This window comes from Staphylococcus sp. MZ3 (assembly GCF_018622755.1).
Classification (GTDB): Bacteria; Bacillota; Bacilli; order Staphylococcales; family Staphylococcaceae; genus Staphylococcus; species Staphylococcus aureus.
Window position 1 is genome coordinate 2,209,727 of sequence record NZ_CP076026.1, and the last position, 18,173, is coordinate 2,227,899.

The following is an 18,173-nucleotide window of genomic DNA, read 5'->3' on the forward strand; positions in this document are numbered from 1 at the left end:
AGTTCCGTTGAATTAACAATATTAAATTTCTGAACATAAAAAATACTCCCTTCAACATAGACACTTAACTTGTGTTATGTATGAAAGGAGTATTTTTGCGTTAATAATTTGTTTTATTTTCGAGCCACAGCGACCTATTCAATTGCTATTGGTCATTACTAAAACAAATTCATATTAACTGTTAGACTTGGTTACTTAGTAAGGAATATTTCCCTATGAAATAACTAGATGTTCACATTCTTGAATAAATTTTATTCTTCAGTTTGTTGGTCTTTCTTAGTGAATCTTCTAATTAAGAATGCCATACCTGCACCTAGAGCTAATTCAGCATATGGTAAATCGTCATTATGTGACATACCAGTATCTGGTAAAGTTTTAGCTTGTTGTTTAGGCTTATTAACTTTTCCTTGTTGGTCTGATTTTGCATTTGCTTTGTTTTCTTCAGGCTTAGTTACATTAAGCATATCTTGATGCATACTATGACTACCATTTGAAACTGTTGCTGGAGATGCATTGGCACCGTCGTTTTGCGTAGCTTTATTGTTTGCAGCTGAACCAACTGATTTTTGCGTATCATTAGTTTGCATATCTTTAGCTTTATTGTTTGCAACTGGGCCAACTGATGTTTGCGTATCATTAGTATCTGCTGTTGCCGTATCATCTTTTTGGCTAACATTAGTTGAAGTCATTTTATCTTTTGCTTCAGAAGATGCAGATGTTGATGGTTTATTCGAAACTTCAGTATCAGCTTTGCTTGGCGATTTATCTGCTTCGTTAGATGCAACGTTAGTTTCAGACTTAAGTTGTCCTGCATCAGTTTGATTTGTCGTACTTTCTTCTTTATCTTTTGATGTATTAGAAGGTACATTTGGTTCTGTTATGTCTGCTGAAGGCAATGTTTCAGTTGTTGATTCAACCATACTTTGATTTGTTGAATCTCTACCATCTTTTTCTGCCTTAGCTTTATTTTCAGATTTTGGTTGTGCAACCTTGCCATTAGTTGATTGAGATTCAGCACTATTATTTACTTCAGCATTTTGTTTTGAATCATTTACAGATGCATTATCTTTGCTATCAGCAGATGATGCTGCTTCTGTGCTCGCAGTTGTTGGAGCCGTTGCTGTTGATCCTGTTGGTGCATTCTCGTTTGTTGCTGTAGTTGTACTATTGTTATTTGTTGTGCTTTCTGCTGGCGTTGCATTATCTGTTTCTGTTACAGGTTTATCAGTTGTGCCGTTATTAGTTGATTCTACTTCTGGTTTACTAGTTACATCGTTATCCATTGTCGGACTGTTTGTTGATGCATCTGCACTAGAATTGTTATTAGCTTGCGGTTTATCCTTTGCATCATCAGTTGCTGATGTTACTGTTGTTTCACCTGTTGCCGCATCACTATTATTTGGTGTTGTCGGAGAAGCGTCTGCTTTGCCATTATCTGTCGTCTCAGATACGTTAGGTTGTCCAGTGTTTTCTGGTGTTGCATTAGCATTTGAATTTGCTGTTGCATCATTATTATCTGTACCATTATTAGTATCATTAGCATCTGGATCATTCTGAGGCACAATCGCTTCAATTGCAGGTATCGTTACATTTTGTAATTCAGCAACCTCTGTATTTGTTTGTGTTTTATCTAATTTATCAGCAAATCTGTCAAAATATCTACCTAAATCTGTACGTGCAATTTCTTTCGCCGATGCATCTGCATCTGCATTTTTAATTATTTCTATTTGCTTGTTAACCACTTCTCTAATTGCTTCCAAAGCATTTTTCTTAACTACTGGATTAATACGTTGTGCTTTAAGTTGTTCAAGCGCACTATTTTTGACAGTAGCGATTTCTGCATTTGTAGTTTGATCAGAAATATCTTCAGTTGCTTTTGATAAAATGTCTTCTAAAGCATTCGTAAACGCTTCTTTTTCTTCAGTTGTAGCATCAGCGTCGACATTTACACCTGCTTCAATCTGGTCTAGTGCAGTTTCTAATTCTTCGATAGCTTTTTGTTTTTCTGTTGAGTCAATTTGAATGTTATCAAATGCCTCAAGTCCTTGAGCTTTCGCTTTTTCAACTTCAGCAGTTGTTGTTGCATCAGTAATACCTTGTTTAGCTTGATCTGTAATTTGTTTAATCATTGCTAATGCTTCAGTTTTTTCTTCAGCAGTTAACTGGTCACTATGATCAATTGATTCTTTCGTATCTTCTGCTTTAGCTTCAATAGCTTGGTTCGCTTTAGGTTTAACAGTAGCATCTACTTGAATAGTATCAATTGCTGCTTTACCTTGTGTTAATGCATCATCAACGTCACCATTATCCACACCATTATTAATGTTTTCTAATGCAGTTTGAACATTTTGGTCAACTTGCTTAATTGCTTGTTGCTTTTCATCTTGTGTTGCATTAGTGTCAGCTGAAATATTATTTTTCTTCTGATCTGCATAAGCATATAAATCTGTTGTAGCTGATTCTTTTTTACCTGTTGGAATTGTGTAATCGTTAATATTATCTAAGTCATTATGAATTTGAACTTCAATGTCATCTTTAGAAGTAGCTTGATTAACATTTTGATCCGCAGTTTGTTTTAATTCAGCAAGTTTTTGTTTCGCTTCAGCAATTTCACTTGAAGTCGATGCGTTAGAGTTATCCGCTTCGTTTACTTTAGCATTATATGCATCTTCAATTTTAGCTAAAGCATCTTTTTTGTACTCACTAAATGTTTTAACTGCATTAATTTTAGCTTTTCCTTCTTTAACTGCATTATCAACATATTCATTTGTTGATGATTGATCGACATTTGTTTTCGCTTGATTTAATTCAGTATCAACTTCTTGTTTTGCATCATTAATTTCTTGTTGTGATGCATTTGGTGTTTGTTCTATTTGTGTTTTCTTATCAGCTGCAGCTTGATCTAATTCTTTTTTACCTGCTGGTTTCTTAACAGGATTTGCATGAAGTTGTTGAACTTTTTGTACTGCTGTATCTTTAGCAGTAGTTACATCACCTGTAGTAGTTGCTGCATTAATATTATTTAAACCTTCTTCATATGCTGCTCTAACTGGTCCAATATCGTTACCTTTTTCTTCATTAGTAGTCTCATTATTATTAAGTATTTCAGTTATTTTATTTTGCATTTCAGTTAGCAATTCTGCTCTTGCATTCGTTTTAACATCTGTTGATGCTTGAATTGGGTCAATTGCTTGAATTGCATTATCTTTTGCAGTGTTTACATCATCGATTGACTGTGCATTTTCAATATTTTGATTACCTTGTGTTAATTGTGCGTCTACTTGTTGATTTGCTTGTTCTTTTTCTTCAGTAGTCGCATCTGCAGTTTGTGCAATAAGCGCTTTTTGTTCGTTTGCTTTTGTTGCTAATTCATCTTTCGCAACATCTTTAATTGTTGTATCTGCAGTAATACCTTGAATATCAGCAACTGCTTGATCTTTAATTTGCGTAACATCATTAGTTGTTTGTGCATTTAAGATATCTTGATACGCTTTTTCTTTAGCTTTTAAAACTAAATCTTTTGCTGCATTTTTCTCTTCAGTTGTAGCGCCAGTTGTATTATCAATTGCTTGATTTTGAGTTGTCACAGCTTGATCAACTTCATTTTTCGCATTCGATTTAACTGCTGTTGCTGGTTGTGTGCTTTGAATTGAATTCTTTCCAGCGTCTTTCGCTGTATCTACACCATTATCATCAGTTGCAGCTGTAATATTATTTTTCGCGTCTGTAACTGCTGTTGCTAATTGTTGAATAGCTGCTTCTTTTTCTTCATTTGTAGCGTTCTGATCATTATTGATAACATTTGTTTGCGTTGCTTGTAATTGATCAATCTCATCTTTAGCCGCTTGTTTCTTAACAACTTTTGGTGTTACCGCATTAATTGCTGCTTCTGCATTAGCTTTCGCTTCATCAACTTGTGCGTTAGTAGTTGCTGCTGAAATGGCTTGATTTGCTTTACCATTTTCAGTATTTGCTTCTGCATCAGCTGCTTGTTTTTCTTCATCTGTTGCATCTGGTGTAGCTTGAATCTCTTGCAATTTGTTATTTAAAATTGCTGTGATTTCATTACGTGCAGTTGCTTTTTTATTAACTGTTGGTGTTACTTGATCAATACTAGTTTCACCTGTCGTTTTCGCTTGGTCTACATCATTTTGACTATTAGCAGCTTCAATGTTGCTATTTGCTTGTGTCACAGCATTATCTACGTCCGCATTAGCCGCTGCAATTTCTTCAGCAGTAATATCTTGCGTTTGAGCGATTGCTGTTTTACGTTCATTCGCTTTCGTAGCAATTGCTTGTTTCGCATTATCTTTAGTTGTTGTTGCTGGCTGAATCGCTTCAATTTTAGCAATTTCTGCATTTTTAGCCGCTTCAACTTCCACATTTGAATGAGCTGCATCTATTGCGGCATCAGCAGCCGTTTTTTCAGTTTGAACTTGTTGTTTAGCAGCTTCTTTTTCTTCTGTTGTTGAACCGTTATTAGCATCAATTGCTGTTTCTTGAGCTTGTACTTTATCTGCAATTGCTTGTTTCGCTTGAGGTTTAACATTTGCATCAGGTGTAATGGCTGCGATTGTAGCTTCATTTGTAGTTTTTGCATTATCTACATCTGTATTTGCTGTAGCATTATCTATATCAGCGTTTGCAGTAACTACTGCTTGATCAACTTTGTCTTTCGCTGCTTGTTGTTCTTCAGTAGTCGAATCATTCATTGCTTCAATTGCAGTTTTGCGTTCACTTGCTTTTTGAGCGATTTCCGCTTTAGCATCCGATTTCTTAGTTGTGGCCGCTTGCACTTGATTAATTGCAGCAATACCATTGTCTTTAGCTGTTGTTACATCACTGTTTGTATTTGCAGCATCAAGATTTGTTCTTGCTTCTTGCTTTTTAGTATCTAATTCTGTATATGCAGCTTCTTTTTCTTCTGTAGTTGAAGCATTGCTATTTTGAATTTCTTGTTTACGTGTATTATATGCGTTTTCTACTTCCGTATCAGCTGCAGGTTTAACTTTTGCTTGTGTTTGAATTGCATTGATTTTATCTAATACTTTTGATTTTGTATCAGCAACTTCCTGTTTTGATTTAACAACTTGGATGTCATGTAAACCTTGCTTTTGAGCTGCATCTACTGCTGCATCAGCTTCTGCTACTTCTTCATTTGTTGCATTTGAAACTGTAGCATTTTGAGCTTTTCTAGCTGTTGCAGCTTGTTTAACTTCATTATAGGCATCCATTTTTGTTTGCGTAGAGTCAGTAATATTTTCAATTTTTGAGATTTCTTCGTTTTTAACTCTTTCTAAATCTTGTGCAGTCGTTGTCGCTTCAATTGCTTTAACACCAGAAACTTTAGCTGCATTAATACGTTCAATAGCTTCCGCTACTTCTTCATTTGTTGTATCAGGATTTAAAGGTGCTTGATCAATTTGTGCTTGAACAACTTCGTCAAATTCTTCAAGAGCTGCTGCTTTAGCTGTTGTAGCAGGTGTAGTTTGATTAATATCATTGATTGCTTTTGTTTTAATGGCTTCTACTTGTGCATTTGTTGTTGCTGCATCAATATCTTTAATTGCCTTTGTTTCAATTTTACCAATTTTATCATTTGCTACATCTTTTTCATCTTGTAATGATGCATTTGACTTTTTAATTTGTTGTTTACGAGTTGTAACTGCTTGGATAATATCTTGTTTCGCTTGAGGTTTAACTGTTGGTGTAATCACATCTTGTTCTAACACTGCGATACCATTATCTTTTTCAGTTGTGACACCTTGTGCTGTAGTTTGTTTATTAATTTCTGCGATTGCATTATTTTTATCATTGTTAATTTTAGTTACAAGTGCTGCAACTTCATCTTGCGTAACTTTTTTACTTTGTTGTGCTGCTGTAACCTTTTCTTGAGCTTTAGTATCTAATTCAGCAATTGCTGCTTGATTATCAATTAATGCAGCTTGTAATTTAGTTACTAAACCATCAATATCCGCTTGAGATGCACGATTTGCAGTTTTAACATGATTCGCATCTTCATTTAAAATAGTATCTGCTTGTTGTTTAAGTTTATTGTATTCTGCAATTGATGCTGTTGTGTAATGACTATTATCAACTTGTGAGTTTACTTGTTGTTGCAACGCATCTTTGTTCATTTCAACCGCTACTGAAAATGGATCTGCAGTTAGTGTAACTTCTGGTTGCGCATTATTAATTACAACATCTGAAGCAGTACGATATGTTAATTTTTCATTAAAATCAATATTTTTAGGTGTATCGATATTCGCAACATTAACTTTATATGATAATTTTAAATATTTATCTGGGAATAAAACTTCTTTAGTGTGTGTACCACGTGCCGTTGTCACACCTTGGCTTGTAAATGTAACTTTATTTGCATTTTGATCATAATTAACAGTCATATTTTTCAATACTGTACTGTCTTCATTACCATTAGGGAATGTTGTAGTTAATGAATTATTAACGTAAGTTACACCTTGTGGTAATGTTACTTCATATTTAAATTGATCTGCTTTTAATGAAGCACCAAAATTACCATTGTTACCGATTTCAGTATTAATAGTATATTCTTTATTGTTAGTTGCTTTCGGTGCTAAATCTCTATTTTTGACATATAAATGTGATCCTGAGAATAGACCTACATTATCAATGAATGAATAGTATTTATAACCATCTTTATTTGTTGTAATTCTTGAAGCATCAGCAACTGCTGTATTGTCAGGAATAAATTGTAAATCTAAACGATCAGCATCAGTTGGTACTTTAAATAAATGTGCAGTACCAGTCTTAGCAACATTTACAGTTGCTAATTCAGTATTTTTCTTAGCATCTTTAATAACTAAATTTGTTGAACCTTGCTTACTATTCGTTTGCATAGTAGTAAAGTTAATAATTAATTCTGAATCTGGTTTTACATTTACAGTTTTTGAAATACCGTTAAAGTTACCATGATCTGTAGAATCATTTGCATTCACACGACCTAATGCAGCCACGTTTCCTTTAGCTTGATAGTTTTGAGGGTTATTCTTATCAAACATATCGCTTCGTCTTAATTCTGAGTTAACGAAACCAATCTTACCGTTGTTAATTAATGAATAACCATTTACTTTATCTGTAACAGTTACAGTTGGATCCTGTCTATTCTCATCTGTTGATATGGCAGGATCATCAAATGTTAATGTCGTATTAATACTGCCTTCACCAGTATTGCTAGCATTTGGATCTTGAGTTTGTGCGTTTGCTGCTACAGGTGCTGCTGGTTGCACTGCTGCTGGAGCATTCGCTGGCTGTGTTTGATTTGCCGGTGTTGCATTATTATTAGGTGTTGCTTGGTTATTTCCTTGACCTGCTTGGTTTGCCGGTGCTGCTTGATTTCCAGGTTGTGCTTGTGCAGCGTTATTCGGATCAGCTTGATTACCTTGTCCAGCTGGTTGTGTATTTGGTTGTGCTGCTCCTCCTGCTGGATTAGCCTGTCCACGTTGGTTAGCTGGTTGTGCTGCTGGTTGTCCTTGGTTGGCAGGTGCAGCTGGCTGTGCTGCAGGATTAGCTTGAGCACCAGCATTTGCGTTAGGCTGTGTATTGGCATCAGCTGGTTGTGCTGGTTGATTTTGTGCAGGCTGATTTTGCTCTGCTGCAGACGCTGTTGTCGGGTTAGTAGATATAAAAGTAACAGTGGCAATTAAAGCTGAAAAAATACCGACATTAAATTTTCTGATACTAAATTTTTGTTGTCTGAATAAATTCATTAAGTCATCCTCCTGGTTGATTATTCTCGCTGTTAAATGATTTCACTTAATCAACTGTTAAGATAAGTAGTAGCATCTGCATTAAAAACACAAAGCAACTCTATCTAATTAAAATTAATTTTATCATCATTATATATTGAGTACCAGTGTATTTTATATTACATATTGATTACTTTGTTTTTATTTTGTTTATATCATTTTACGTTTGTACTATAAATTTTTTCTAGAAACACAAAAAAACCGATGCATACGCATCGGCTTATTTGTAATACAGTATTTATTTATCTAATCCCATTTTATCTTGAACCACATCAGCTATTTGTTGTGCAAATCTTTCAGCATCTTCATCAGTTGCTGCTTCAACCATGACACGAACTAATGGTTCTGTTCCAGAAGGTCTTACTAAAATTCGACCTTCTCCATTCATTTCTACTTCTACTTTAGTCATAACTTCTTTAACGTCAACATTTTCTTCAACACGATATTTATCTGTTACGCGTACGTTAATTAATGATTGTGGATACTTTTTCATTTGTCCAGCTAATTCACTTAGTGATTTACCAGTCATTTTTATTACAGAAGCTAATTGAATACCAGTTAATAAACCATCACCAGTTGTATTGTAATCCATCATAACGATATGTCCAGATTGTTCTCCACCTAAGTTATAATTACCGCGACGCATTTCTTCTACTACATATCTGTCGCCAACTTTAGTTTTATTAGATTTAATTCCTTCTTGTTCAAGCGCTTTGTAAAAACCTAAATTACTCATAACAGTAGAAACAATCATGTCATTATTCAATTCTTGATTTTTATGCATTTCTTGACCAATAATAAACATAATTTGGTCACCGTCAACGATTTGACCATTCTCATCTACTGCTATGATTCTGTCTCCATCGCCGTCAAATGCTAACCCAAAATCACTTTCAGTTTCAACTACTTTTTCAGCTAATTTTTCAGGATGTGTAGAGCCACATTTCTCATTGATATTATATCCATCAGGACTACATCCAATTGTTTCAGTATCTGCTTCTAAGTCACCAAATAAGAATGGCGCTAGTGATGATGTTGAACCATTTGCACCATCTAAAGCAATTTTCAAACCTTCAAAGTTAACATCTACTGTTGATTTTAAATAGCTCAAATATTTTTGTGTCCCTTCAAAGTAATCTGAATAATGTACAATATCATTGCCAACTGGTCTTGGTAATTCTGGGTTTTCTTGATCCAATAATGCTTCAATTTCATTTTCTTGTTCATCTGATAGTTTAAAACCATCTGATCCAAAGAATTTAATACCATTATCTGCAACTGGATTATGAGAGGCTGAAATCATTACACCTAACTCTGCACCCATATCGCGTGTTAAATATGCAACACCTGGTGTTGAAATAATACCTAATCGCATCACTTCTGCACCAATTGAAATCAAACCAGCTATTAATGCTGATTCTAACATTTCACCTGAAACTCTAGTATCGCGACCTACAAGTACACGTGGGTGTTTTTCACCTTTATTATGTGCTAGAACATAGCCACCGTATCTTCCTAATTTAAATGCCAATTCAGGTGTTAGTTCTTGGTTTGCGACACCTCTTACTCCGTCTGTACCAAAATATTTTCCCATTGTTTACTCTCCTTTAATTTAGCTATTTATTTTACATTTATATAAGCCTTCGTTTCACTTGGTTGTGCTTTAGTGACATGTTCTGGTAAATTGATTTTTACAGTCTTTTCAGTTGATTCTGAAATACCATCTAAATCTACTTCTGCATCAACTTCGCTTATATTTTGTAAGTCATCTCGACTACCGAAGATTTCAATTTCTTTATCTTCTAAATCAATCGAACTTAACTCTTTATCATCTGCTAAACTACCTTTCTGTTTAACATTTACTTTAACCTTTTTGCTAAAAGGCTCTACTTTAACTTGTAAATTCACTTCATTAGGTTGAATCGATACATTTAATTTATTCAGTTTTTTATCAAAAGCCGTTACTTCTGCGACATCTTTTGTGTCACCATTAATCTTTTTATTAGTTTTAAAAGTGGCTTTTAAATAAGCGATATCATTCAATTGTTCTTCTCCACCTGTTACTTTAACTGTTTGTGGTGAAACTTCTTGCTTTGTAATTTTATAAAGTGGATCAATATCACTCTGACTTACATCAGGTTGAACTGTCATCTTTTTAGTTACTTTGTTTTCAAGCGTAATATTTGCTAATTTAGGTTTTACAGAATAATGAATGTCATCAGCTAACCCTTTAACTTGATACTTCTCTTGATATTTTCCAGCTTTAGCATTTGATAAATCAATCACTACTCTTAAATCTTCTGGATTTTCAATTTTTATTATCTTTGATTGTGGTCCTGAAATAGTCACATTAACTGTTTCAGGCGCTTTTGTTAAATGCAAATCTTTAGTGTTATAAAGAATTTCAACGGGTACATCTTGAATCGTTTTACTAGACTTTTGACCAAGATTACCAGTGTTAAAGATATTTCCAAAAACATTGTTAACAGATAAAAAGAAAAACAATGCCAAAAGAAAGGCAATAAATCTCAAGCCCCATTTACTTTCTAGCATATTATTTCACACCTTTCTTTTGAAAGCGTGTGCCAAACCAATGTTCAGCAAGCAACTCTTCAAAAATTTCGTTTGAAATGTCTCGTCGTAATTTTCCATCAAATGTTACCGAAATATCACCAGTTTCTTCAGATACAATAACGGTAAATGCATCAGATACTTCTGAAATACCAACCGCAGCTCTATGTCTTGTACCCAAACTTTTAGATATCTTAGGACTATCAGACAATGGCAAATAACTTGCTGCTGCTGCAATCTTCGTGCCTTGAATAATCATTGCACCATCATGTAAAGGTGTGTTAGGTATAAAGACATTAATTAAAAGTTCTTGCGAAATATTTGAATCCATTGCAATACCTGTTTCAATATAATCTTGAAGACCTGTTTCTTTTTCAAAGACAATTAATGCACCTATACGTCTTTTAGCCATATATTGCACAGCCTTTGAAACCGATTGAATCAATTTCTCTTCATCTTTACTATACGTATTAGAAGTATAGCGTTTTAAAAAGCTACCTCTACCAAGTTGTTCTAACGCACGTCTAATTTCTGGTTGGAATATTACTATTAAAGCTAATACCCCCCATTGAATAACGATATCGAATAATTTAGATGTTGCAGTCAAGTTCAATATCATACTTATCTGCTGACCAATAACAATTACTAATATCCCTTTAAGTAATTGTATCGCTTTAGTTCCCTTAAAGACCGTGATGAGAAGATAAAGTACATACCAAACTATCAGTAAATCAAGGATACTCGTTACAATTTTTAACGTACTGAGGTTTTGAAAAAAGTTGGAAAAATCCATAACATCTCCTCCGGGTAATATTTTTCCATAATACCCATTATACCAATCATTTACATCACTGTCATACGAACATATATTTAAATAGAAAAAATTTATTTTAAAGATTATAACTACTCTTAATCATTTTAGTGAATTAAAAAAAGTAGTGCAAAAAGCAAAATATACTTTATACACTACAAATCATTTATTTATAATAAAGTTTCACCAAAAAATGTTCCAACTAATGAAACCGCTTGTTCAGCAGTATGATTATTACTGTCAATCAATGGATTTACTTCAACTAAATCCATTGAGGAAATTAAATGTGATTGATGCAGTAATTCCAATGCAAAATGGCTTTCTCTATAACTAAGACCACCCAAAACTCTAGTACCAGTGCCTGGCGTTTCAAGCGGATCTAAAGCATCAACATCTAAAGATAAATGAACGCCATCAACATTGCGTGACTTCAAATATTCTATTGTATTTTCAATTACTTCCTTTATCCCCAATTTATCAATATCTGACATAGTAAATGTTTTAATATTATGATCTTTGATAAATTGTCTTTCACCTTTATCTAAATCTCTCATACCAATTAGTACGATGTTTTCTGGCTTGATTACATTACTATTTAATTCTATAAGTTCTTTGGGACCTTCGCCTGTCAAAATCCTTAGAGGCATACCATGAATATTTCCACTTGGTGACTCTTCAGGTATATTTAAATCACCATGTGCATCATACCAAATAACACCTAAATTATTATAATGTTTACTTATTGCTGATACTGAACCTACCGCAATAGAATGATCTCCACCAAGAACTAGAGGAAATCTGTTATTTTCAATTGATGCTGAAACTTCTTTATTTAATTTTTGATTAACATCTATAATTTCATCATAATTTCTTAATCCTTTTTGTTCACTATGAAATTTTTCAATGTTCACAGCAGGTACCTTAATATCCCCCTTGTCATATACATCAAGGTCTAATTGCTTTAATCTTGAAATTAATCCAGCATATCTAATTGCTGTTGGTCCTAAATCAACACCTAATTTTCTTTGTCCAAATGTTGATGGTGCACCTATAATATCAATTGCTTTTGTCTTTGTCATAAGCGTCCCCCTTTGCTCTATGTAATTAAAGAATAATGTATGCGCTTACCATTATCAAGCAATAGCTACACATATAATCTGTTTATCTTATTACTTCATAAAAAAAACACTTCCCAAAAATGGAAAGTGCAAGTAGTGAGCCATAGAGGATTCGAACCTCTGACCCTCTGATTAAAAGTCAGATGCTCTACCAACTGAGCTAATGGCTCTAATGGCTGGGCTAGCTGGATTCGAACCAACGAGTGACGGAGTCAAAGTCCGTTGCCTTACCGCTTGGCTATAGCCCAATATATAGATGGTGGAGGGGGGCAGATTCGAACTGCCGAACCCGAAGGAGCGGATTTACAGTCCGCCGCGTTTAGCCACTTCGCTACCCCTCCAGCTTATTCATATAATTTAATAATCAAAATGGTGGAGAATGACGGGTTCGAACCGCCGACCCTCTGCTTGTAAGGCAGATGCTCTCCCAGCTGAGCTAATTCTCCAAAATAATGACTCCTACGGGACTCGAACCCGTGTTACCGCCGTGAAAGGGCGATGTCTTAACCGCTTGACCAAGGAGCCATGGCTCCACAGGTAGGACTCGAACCTACGACCGATCGGTTAACAGCCGATAGCTCTACCACTGAGCTACTGTGGATTAATATTATGCCTGGCAACGTTCTACTCTAGCGGAACGTAAGTTCGACTACCATCGACGCTAAGGAGCTTAACTTCTGTGTTCGGCATGGGAACAGGTGTGACCTCCTTGCTATAGTCACCAGACATATGAATGTAATTTATACATTCAAAACTAGATAGTAAGTAAAAGTGATTTTGCTTCGCAAAACATTTATTTTGATTAAGTCTTCGATCGATTAGTATTCGTCAGCTCCACATGTCACCATGCTTCCACCTCGAACCTATTAACCTCATCATCTTTGAGGGATCTTATAACCGAAGTTGGGAAATCTCATCTTGAGGGGGGCTTCATGCTTAGATGCTTTCAGCACTTATCCCGTCCACACATAGCTACCCAGCTATGCCGTTGGCACGACAACTGGTACACCAGAGGTATGTCCATCCCGGTCCTCTCGTACTAAGGACAGCTCCTCTCAAATTTCCTACGCCCACGACGGATAGGGACCGAACTGTCTCACGACGTTCTGAACCCAGCTCGCGTACCGCTTTAATGGGCGAACAGCCCAACCCTTGGGACCGACTACAGCCCCAGGATGCGATGAGCCGACATCGAGGTGCCAAACCTCCCCGTCGATGTGAACTCTTGGGGGAGATAAGCCTGTTATCCCCGGGGTAGCTTTTATCCGTTGAGCGATGGCCCTTCCATGCGGAACCACCGGATCACTAAGTCCGTCTTTCGACCCTGCTCGACTTGTAGGTCTCGCAGTCAAGCTCCCTTATGCCTTTACACTCTATGAATGATTTCCAACCATTCTGAGGGAACCTTTGAGCGCCTCCGTTACCTTTTAGGAGGCGACCGCCCCAGTCAAACTGCCCGCCTGACACTGTCTCCCACCACGATAAGTGGTGCGGGTTAGAAAGCCAACACAGCTAGGGTAGTATCCCACCAGCGCCTCCACGTAAGCTAGCGCTCACGTTTCAAAGGCTCCTACCTATCCTGTACAAGCTGTGCCGAATTTCAATATCAGGCTACAGTAAAGCTCCACGGGGTCTTTCCGTCCTGTCGCGGGTAACCTGCATCTTCACAGGTACTATGATTTCACCGAGTCTCTCGTTGAGACAGTGCCCAAATCGTTACGCCTTTCGTGCGGGTCGGAACTTACCCGACAAGGAATTTCGCTACCTTAGGACCGTTATAGTTACGGCCGCCGTTTACTGGGGCTTCGATTCGTAGCTTCGCAGAAGCTAACCACTCCTCTTAACCTTCCAGCACCGGGCAGGCGTCAGCCCCTATACATCACCTTACGGTTTAGCAGAGACCTGTGTTTTTGATAAACAGTCGCTTGGGCCTATTCACTGCGGCTCTTCTGGGCGTTAACCCTAAAGAGCACCCCTTCTCCCGAAGTTACGGGGTCATTTTGCCGAGTTCCTTAACGAGAGTTCGCTCGCTCACCTTAGAATTCTCATCTTGACTACCTGTGTCGGTTTGCGGTACGGGCACCTATTTTCTATCTAGAGGCTTTTCTCGGCAGTGTGAAATCAACGACTCGAAGACACAATGTCTTCTCCCCATCACAGCTCAGCCTTAACGAGTACCGGATTTGCCTAATACTCAGCCTTACTGCTTAGACGTGCAATCCAATCGCACGCTTCGCCTATCCTACTGCGTCCCCCATCGATTAAAACGATTATAGGTGGTACAGGAATATCAACCTGTTATCCATCGCCTACGCCTGTCGGCCTCAGCTTAGGACCCGACTAACCCAGAGCGGACGAGCCTTCCTCTGGAAACCTTAGTCAATCGGTGGACGGGATTCTCACCCGTCTTTCGCTACTCACACCGGCATTCTCACTTCTAAGCGCTCCACATGTTCTTACGATCATGCTTCAACGCCCTTAGAACGCTCTCCTACCATTGTCCAAAGGACAATCCACAGCTTCGGTAATATGTTTAGCCCCGGTACATTTTCGGCGCAGTGTCACTCGACTAGTGAGCTATTACGCACTCTTTAAATGATGGCTGCTTCTAAGCCAACATCCTAGTTGTCTGGGCAACGCCACATCCTTTTCCACTTAACATATATTTTGGGACCTTAGCTGGTGGTCTGGGCTGTTTCCCTTTCGAACACGGACCTTATCACCCATGTTCTGACTCCCAAGTTAAATTAATTGGCATTCGGAGTTTGTCTGAATTCGGTAACCCGAGAGGGGCCCCTCGTCCAAACAGTGCTCTACCTCCAATAATCATCACTTGAGGCTAGCCCTAAAGCTATTTCGGAGAGAACCAGCTATCTCCAGGTTCGATTGGAATTTCTCCGCTACCCTCAGTTCATCCGCTCACTTTTCAACGTAAGTCGGTTCGGTCCTCCATTCAGTGTTACCTGAACTTCAACCTGACCAAGGGTAGATCACCTGGTTTCGGGTCTACGACCAAATACTAAACGCCCTATTCAGACTCGCTTTCGCTACGGCTCCACATTTACTGCTTAACCTTGCATCAAATCGTAACTCGCCGGTTCATTCTACAAAAGGCACGCCATCACCCATTAACGGGCTCTGACTACTTGTAAGCACACGGTTTCAGGTTCTATTTCACTCCCCTTCCGGGGTGCTTTTCACCTTTCCCTCACGGTACTGGTTCACTATCGGTCACTAGAGAGTATTTAGCCTTAGGAGATGGTCCTCCCAGATTCCGACGGAATTTCACGTGCTCCGTCGTACTCAGGATCCACTCAAGAGAGACAACATTTTCGACTACAGGATTATTACCTTCTTTGATTCATCTTTCCAGATGATTCGTCTAATGTCGTCCTTTGTAACTCCGTATAGAGTGTCCTACAACCCCAACAAGCAAGCTTGTTGGTTTGGGCTCTTCCCGTTTCGCTCGCCGCTACTAAGGGAATCGAATTTTCTTTCTCTTCCTCCGGGTACTAAGATGTTTCAGTTCTCCGGGTGTGCCTTCTGATATGCTATGTATTCACATATCGATAACATGACATAACTCATGCTGGGTTTCCCCATTCGGAAATCTCTGGATCAAAGCTTACTTACAGCTCCCCAAAGCATATCGTCGTTAGTAACGTCCTTCATCGGCTTCTAGTGCCAAGGCATCCACCGTGCGCCCTTAATAACTTAATCTATGTTTCCACCATTTTTATAAGTCAAACGCTCACATACGGCTTCGTTTTCATTATTTTAAATGCTCATTTACATAAGTAAACTCTGCTTTAAAATAATTTAACTCATTGTCTGCTAAACGTTTTCTTTTATAAAAAGATTTAAACGCGTTATTAATCTTGTGAGTGTTCTTTCGAACACTAGCGATTATTTCTTATGAATTCAAGCTTATTTAAAACTCTTTATTCACTCGGTTTTGCTTGGTAAAATCTATATTTTACTTACTTATCTAGTTTTCAATGTACAATTTCTTTTTAGTCAAGCGCTCGCATACTGCTTTATTTTCAAAAAATCAAATGCTCATTTACAAAAGTAAACTCCGCTTTAATTTTTCTTAATGCATTGTCTGACAACCGCTTTCTTTAAAAAGAATAGATTGTCAAGCGCTCGCATAAGCAATATCACTTTAACCAAAAAATATTTGAATGTTAAATAAACATTCAAAACTGAATACAATATGTCACGTTATTCCGCATCTTCTGAAGAAGATGTTCCGAATATATCCTTAGAAAGGAGGTGATCCAGCCGCACCTTCCGATACGGCTACCTTGTTACGACTTCACCCCAATCATTTGTCCCACCTTCGACGGCTAGCTCCTAAAAGGTTACTCCACCGGCTTCGGGTGTTACAAACTCTCGTGGTGTGACGGGCGGTGTGTACAAGACCCGGGAACGTATTCACCGTAGCATGCTGATCTACGATTACTAGCGATTCCAGCTTCATGTAGTCGAGTTGCAGACTACAATCCGAACTGAGAACAACTTTATGGGATTTGCTTGACCTCGCGGTTTCGCTGCCCTTTGTATTGTCCATTGTAGCACGTGTGTAGCCCAAATCATAAGGGGCATGATGATTTGACGTCATCCCCACCTTCCTCCGGTTTGTCACCGGCAGTCAACTTAGAGTGCCCAACTTAATGATGGCAACTAAGCTTAAGGGTTGCGCTCGTTGCGGGACTTAACCCAACATCTCACGACACGAGCTGACGACAACCATGCACCACCTGTCACTTTGTCCCCCGAAGGGGAAAGCTCTATCTCTAGAGTTGTCAAAGGATGTCAAGATTTGGTAAGGTTCTTCGCGTTGCTTCGAATTAAACCACATGCTCCACCGCTTGTGCGGGTCCCCGTCAATTCCTTTGAGTTTCAACCTTGCGGTCGTACTCCCCAGGCGGAGTGCTTAATGCGTTAGCTGCAGCACTAAGGGGCGGAAACCCCTAACACTTAGCACTCATCGTTTACGGCGTGGACTACCAGGGTATCTAATCCTGTTTGATCCCCACGCTTTCGCACATCAGCGTCAGTTACAGACCAGAAAGTCGCCTTCGCCACTGGTGTTCCTCCATATCTCTGCGCATTTCACCGCTACACATGGAATTCCACTTTCCTCTTCTGCACTCAAGTTTTCCAGTTTCCAATGACCCTCCACGGTTGAGCCGTGGGCTTTCACATCAGACTTAAAAAACCGCCTACGCGCGCTTTACGCCCAATAATTCCGGATAACGCTTGCCACCTACGTATTACCGCGGCTGCTGGCACGTAGTTAGCCGTGGCTTTCTGATTAGGTACCGTCAAGATGTGCACAGTTACTTACACATATGTTCTTCCCTAATAACAGAGTTTTACGATCCGAAGACCTTCATCACTCACGCGGCGTTGCTCCGTCAGGCTTTCGCCCATTGCGGAAGATTCCCTACTGCTGCCTCCCGTAGGAGTCTGGACCGTGTCTCAGTTCCAGTGTGGCCGATCACCCTCTCAGGTCGGCTATGCATCGTTGCCTTGGTAAGCCGTTACCTTACCAACTAGCTAATGCAGCGCGGATCCATCTATAAGTGACAGCAAGACCGTCTTTCACTTTTGAACCATGCGGTTCAAAATATTATCCGGTATTAGCTCCGGTTTCCCGAAGTTATCCCAGTCTTATAGGTAGGTTATCCACGTGTTACTCACCCGTCCGCCGCTAACATCAGAGAAGCAAGCTTCTCGTCCGTTCGCTCGACTTGCATGTATTAGGCACGCCGCCAGCGTTCATCCTGAGCCAGGATCAAACTCTCCATAAAAATTATGATGTTTGATTAGCTCATAAATACTAAATAATGTTTGTAACTTATAGTTACGTTTTTTGGA

General features: G+C 38.3%; 5 protein-coding genes, 6 tRNA genes and 3 rRNA genes. All 14 read right to left on the bottom strand.

All coding sequences use genetic code 11. The features are described from left to right. Nucleotides 1-251: 251 nt before the first annotated feature. The 14 genes from fmtB to KI230_RS10885 all read right to left on the bottom strand — a co-directional run bounded on the left by fmtB (nt 252) and on the right by KI230_RS10885 (nt 18,106). Nucleotides 252-7,748: an LPXTG-anchored DUF1542 repeat protein FmtB gene (gene fmtB / locus KI230_RS10820; protein ID WP_053520969.1), complete on the bottom strand. Its 7,497-nt coding sequence runs from the start codon at nt 7,746-7,748 to the stop codon at nt 252-254. A gap of 277 nt (nt 7,749-8,025) precedes the next feature. Next, on the bottom strand, nt 8,026-9,381 hold the full coding sequence (gene glmM / locus KI230_RS10825; protein WP_138271856.1) for a phosphoglucosamine mutase: 1,356 nt from the start codon (nt 9,379-9,381) through the stop codon (nt 8,026-8,028). A gap of 26 nt (nt 9,382-9,407) precedes the next feature. Beyond that, nucleotides 9,408-10,340 carry a CdaR family protein gene (locus KI230_RS10830; RefSeq protein WP_000894032.1) on the bottom strand — a complete coding sequence of 311 codons (933 nt, stop codon included), beginning with the start codon at nt 10,338-10,340 and terminating at the stop codon, nt 9,408-9,410. Between the two features lies 1 nt (nt 10,341). Beyond that, nucleotides 10,342-11,151, bottom strand: coding sequence for a diadenylate cyclase CdaA (gene cdaA, locus KI230_RS10835; protein ID WP_000347896.1), 810 nt, complete (start codon nt 11,149-11,151; stop codon nt 10,342-10,344). A gap of 188 nt (nt 11,152-11,339) precedes the next feature. Further along, nucleotides 11,340-12,248, bottom strand: a complete 909-nt coding sequence (gene rocF, locus KI230_RS10840; protein ID WP_045177717.1) for an arginase — start codon at nt 12,246-12,248, stop codon at nt 11,340-11,342. 136 nt (nt 12,249-12,384) lie between these two features. Further along, nucleotides 12,385-12,457: transfer RNA gene (locus KI230_RS10845), tRNA-Lys, on the bottom strand. A gap of 3 nt (nt 12,458-12,460) precedes the next feature. Continuing rightward, nucleotides 12,461-12,535: transfer RNA gene (locus tag KI230_RS10850), tRNA-Gln, on the bottom strand. 9 nt (nt 12,536-12,544) lie between these two features. Then, nucleotides 12,545-12,628: transfer RNA gene (locus tag KI230_RS10855), tRNA-Tyr, on the bottom strand. A 29-nt stretch (nt 12,629-12,657) separates the two neighbouring features. Beyond that, nucleotides 12,658-12,733 (bottom strand) — tRNA-Val (locus KI230_RS10860). Between the two features lie 7 nt (nt 12,734-12,740). Next, nucleotides 12,741-12,812 (bottom strand) — tRNA-Glu (locus KI230_RS10865). 1 nt (nt 12,813) lies between these two features. Further along, nucleotides 12,814-12,888, bottom strand: a tRNA-Asn gene (locus KI230_RS10870). Nucleotides 12,889-12,898: 10 nt separating this feature from the next. Then, nucleotides 12,899-13,013 (bottom strand): 5S ribosomal RNA (gene rrf / locus KI230_RS10875). Between the two features lie 72 nt (nt 13,014-13,085). Further along, nucleotides 13,086-16,007, bottom strand: a 23S ribosomal RNA gene (locus KI230_RS10880). 548 nt (nt 16,008-16,555) lie between these two features. Next, a 16S ribosomal RNA gene (locus KI230_RS10885) occupies nt 16,556-18,106 on the bottom strand. The 16S, 23S and 5S rRNA genes sit together here with 6 tRNA genes alongside, the layout of an rRNA operon. Nucleotides 18,107-18,173 lie beyond the last annotated feature (67 nt).

What these genes read in the sequence shown, in the direction of transcription:
- cdaA (WP_000347896.1), bottom strand. Translation starts at nt 11,151, where the DNA reads ATGGATTTTTCCAACTTTTTTCAAAACCTCAGTACGTTAAAAATTGTA.
- rocF (WP_045177717.1), bottom strand. Translation starts at nt 12,248, where the DNA reads ATGACAAAGACAAAAGCAATTGATATTATAGGTGCACCATCAACATTT.
- glmM (WP_138271856.1), bottom strand. Translation starts at nt 9,381, where the DNA reads ATGGGAAAATATTTTGGTACAGACGGAGTAAGAGGTGTCGCAAACCAA.
- fmtB (WP_053520969.1), bottom strand. Translation starts at nt 7,748, where the DNA reads ATGAATTTATTCAGACAACAAAAATTTAGTATCAGAAAATTTAATGTC.
- KI230_RS10830 (WP_000894032.1), bottom strand. Translation starts at nt 10,340, where the DNA reads ATGCTAGAAAGTAAATGGGGCTTGAGATTTATTGCCTTTCTTTTGGCA.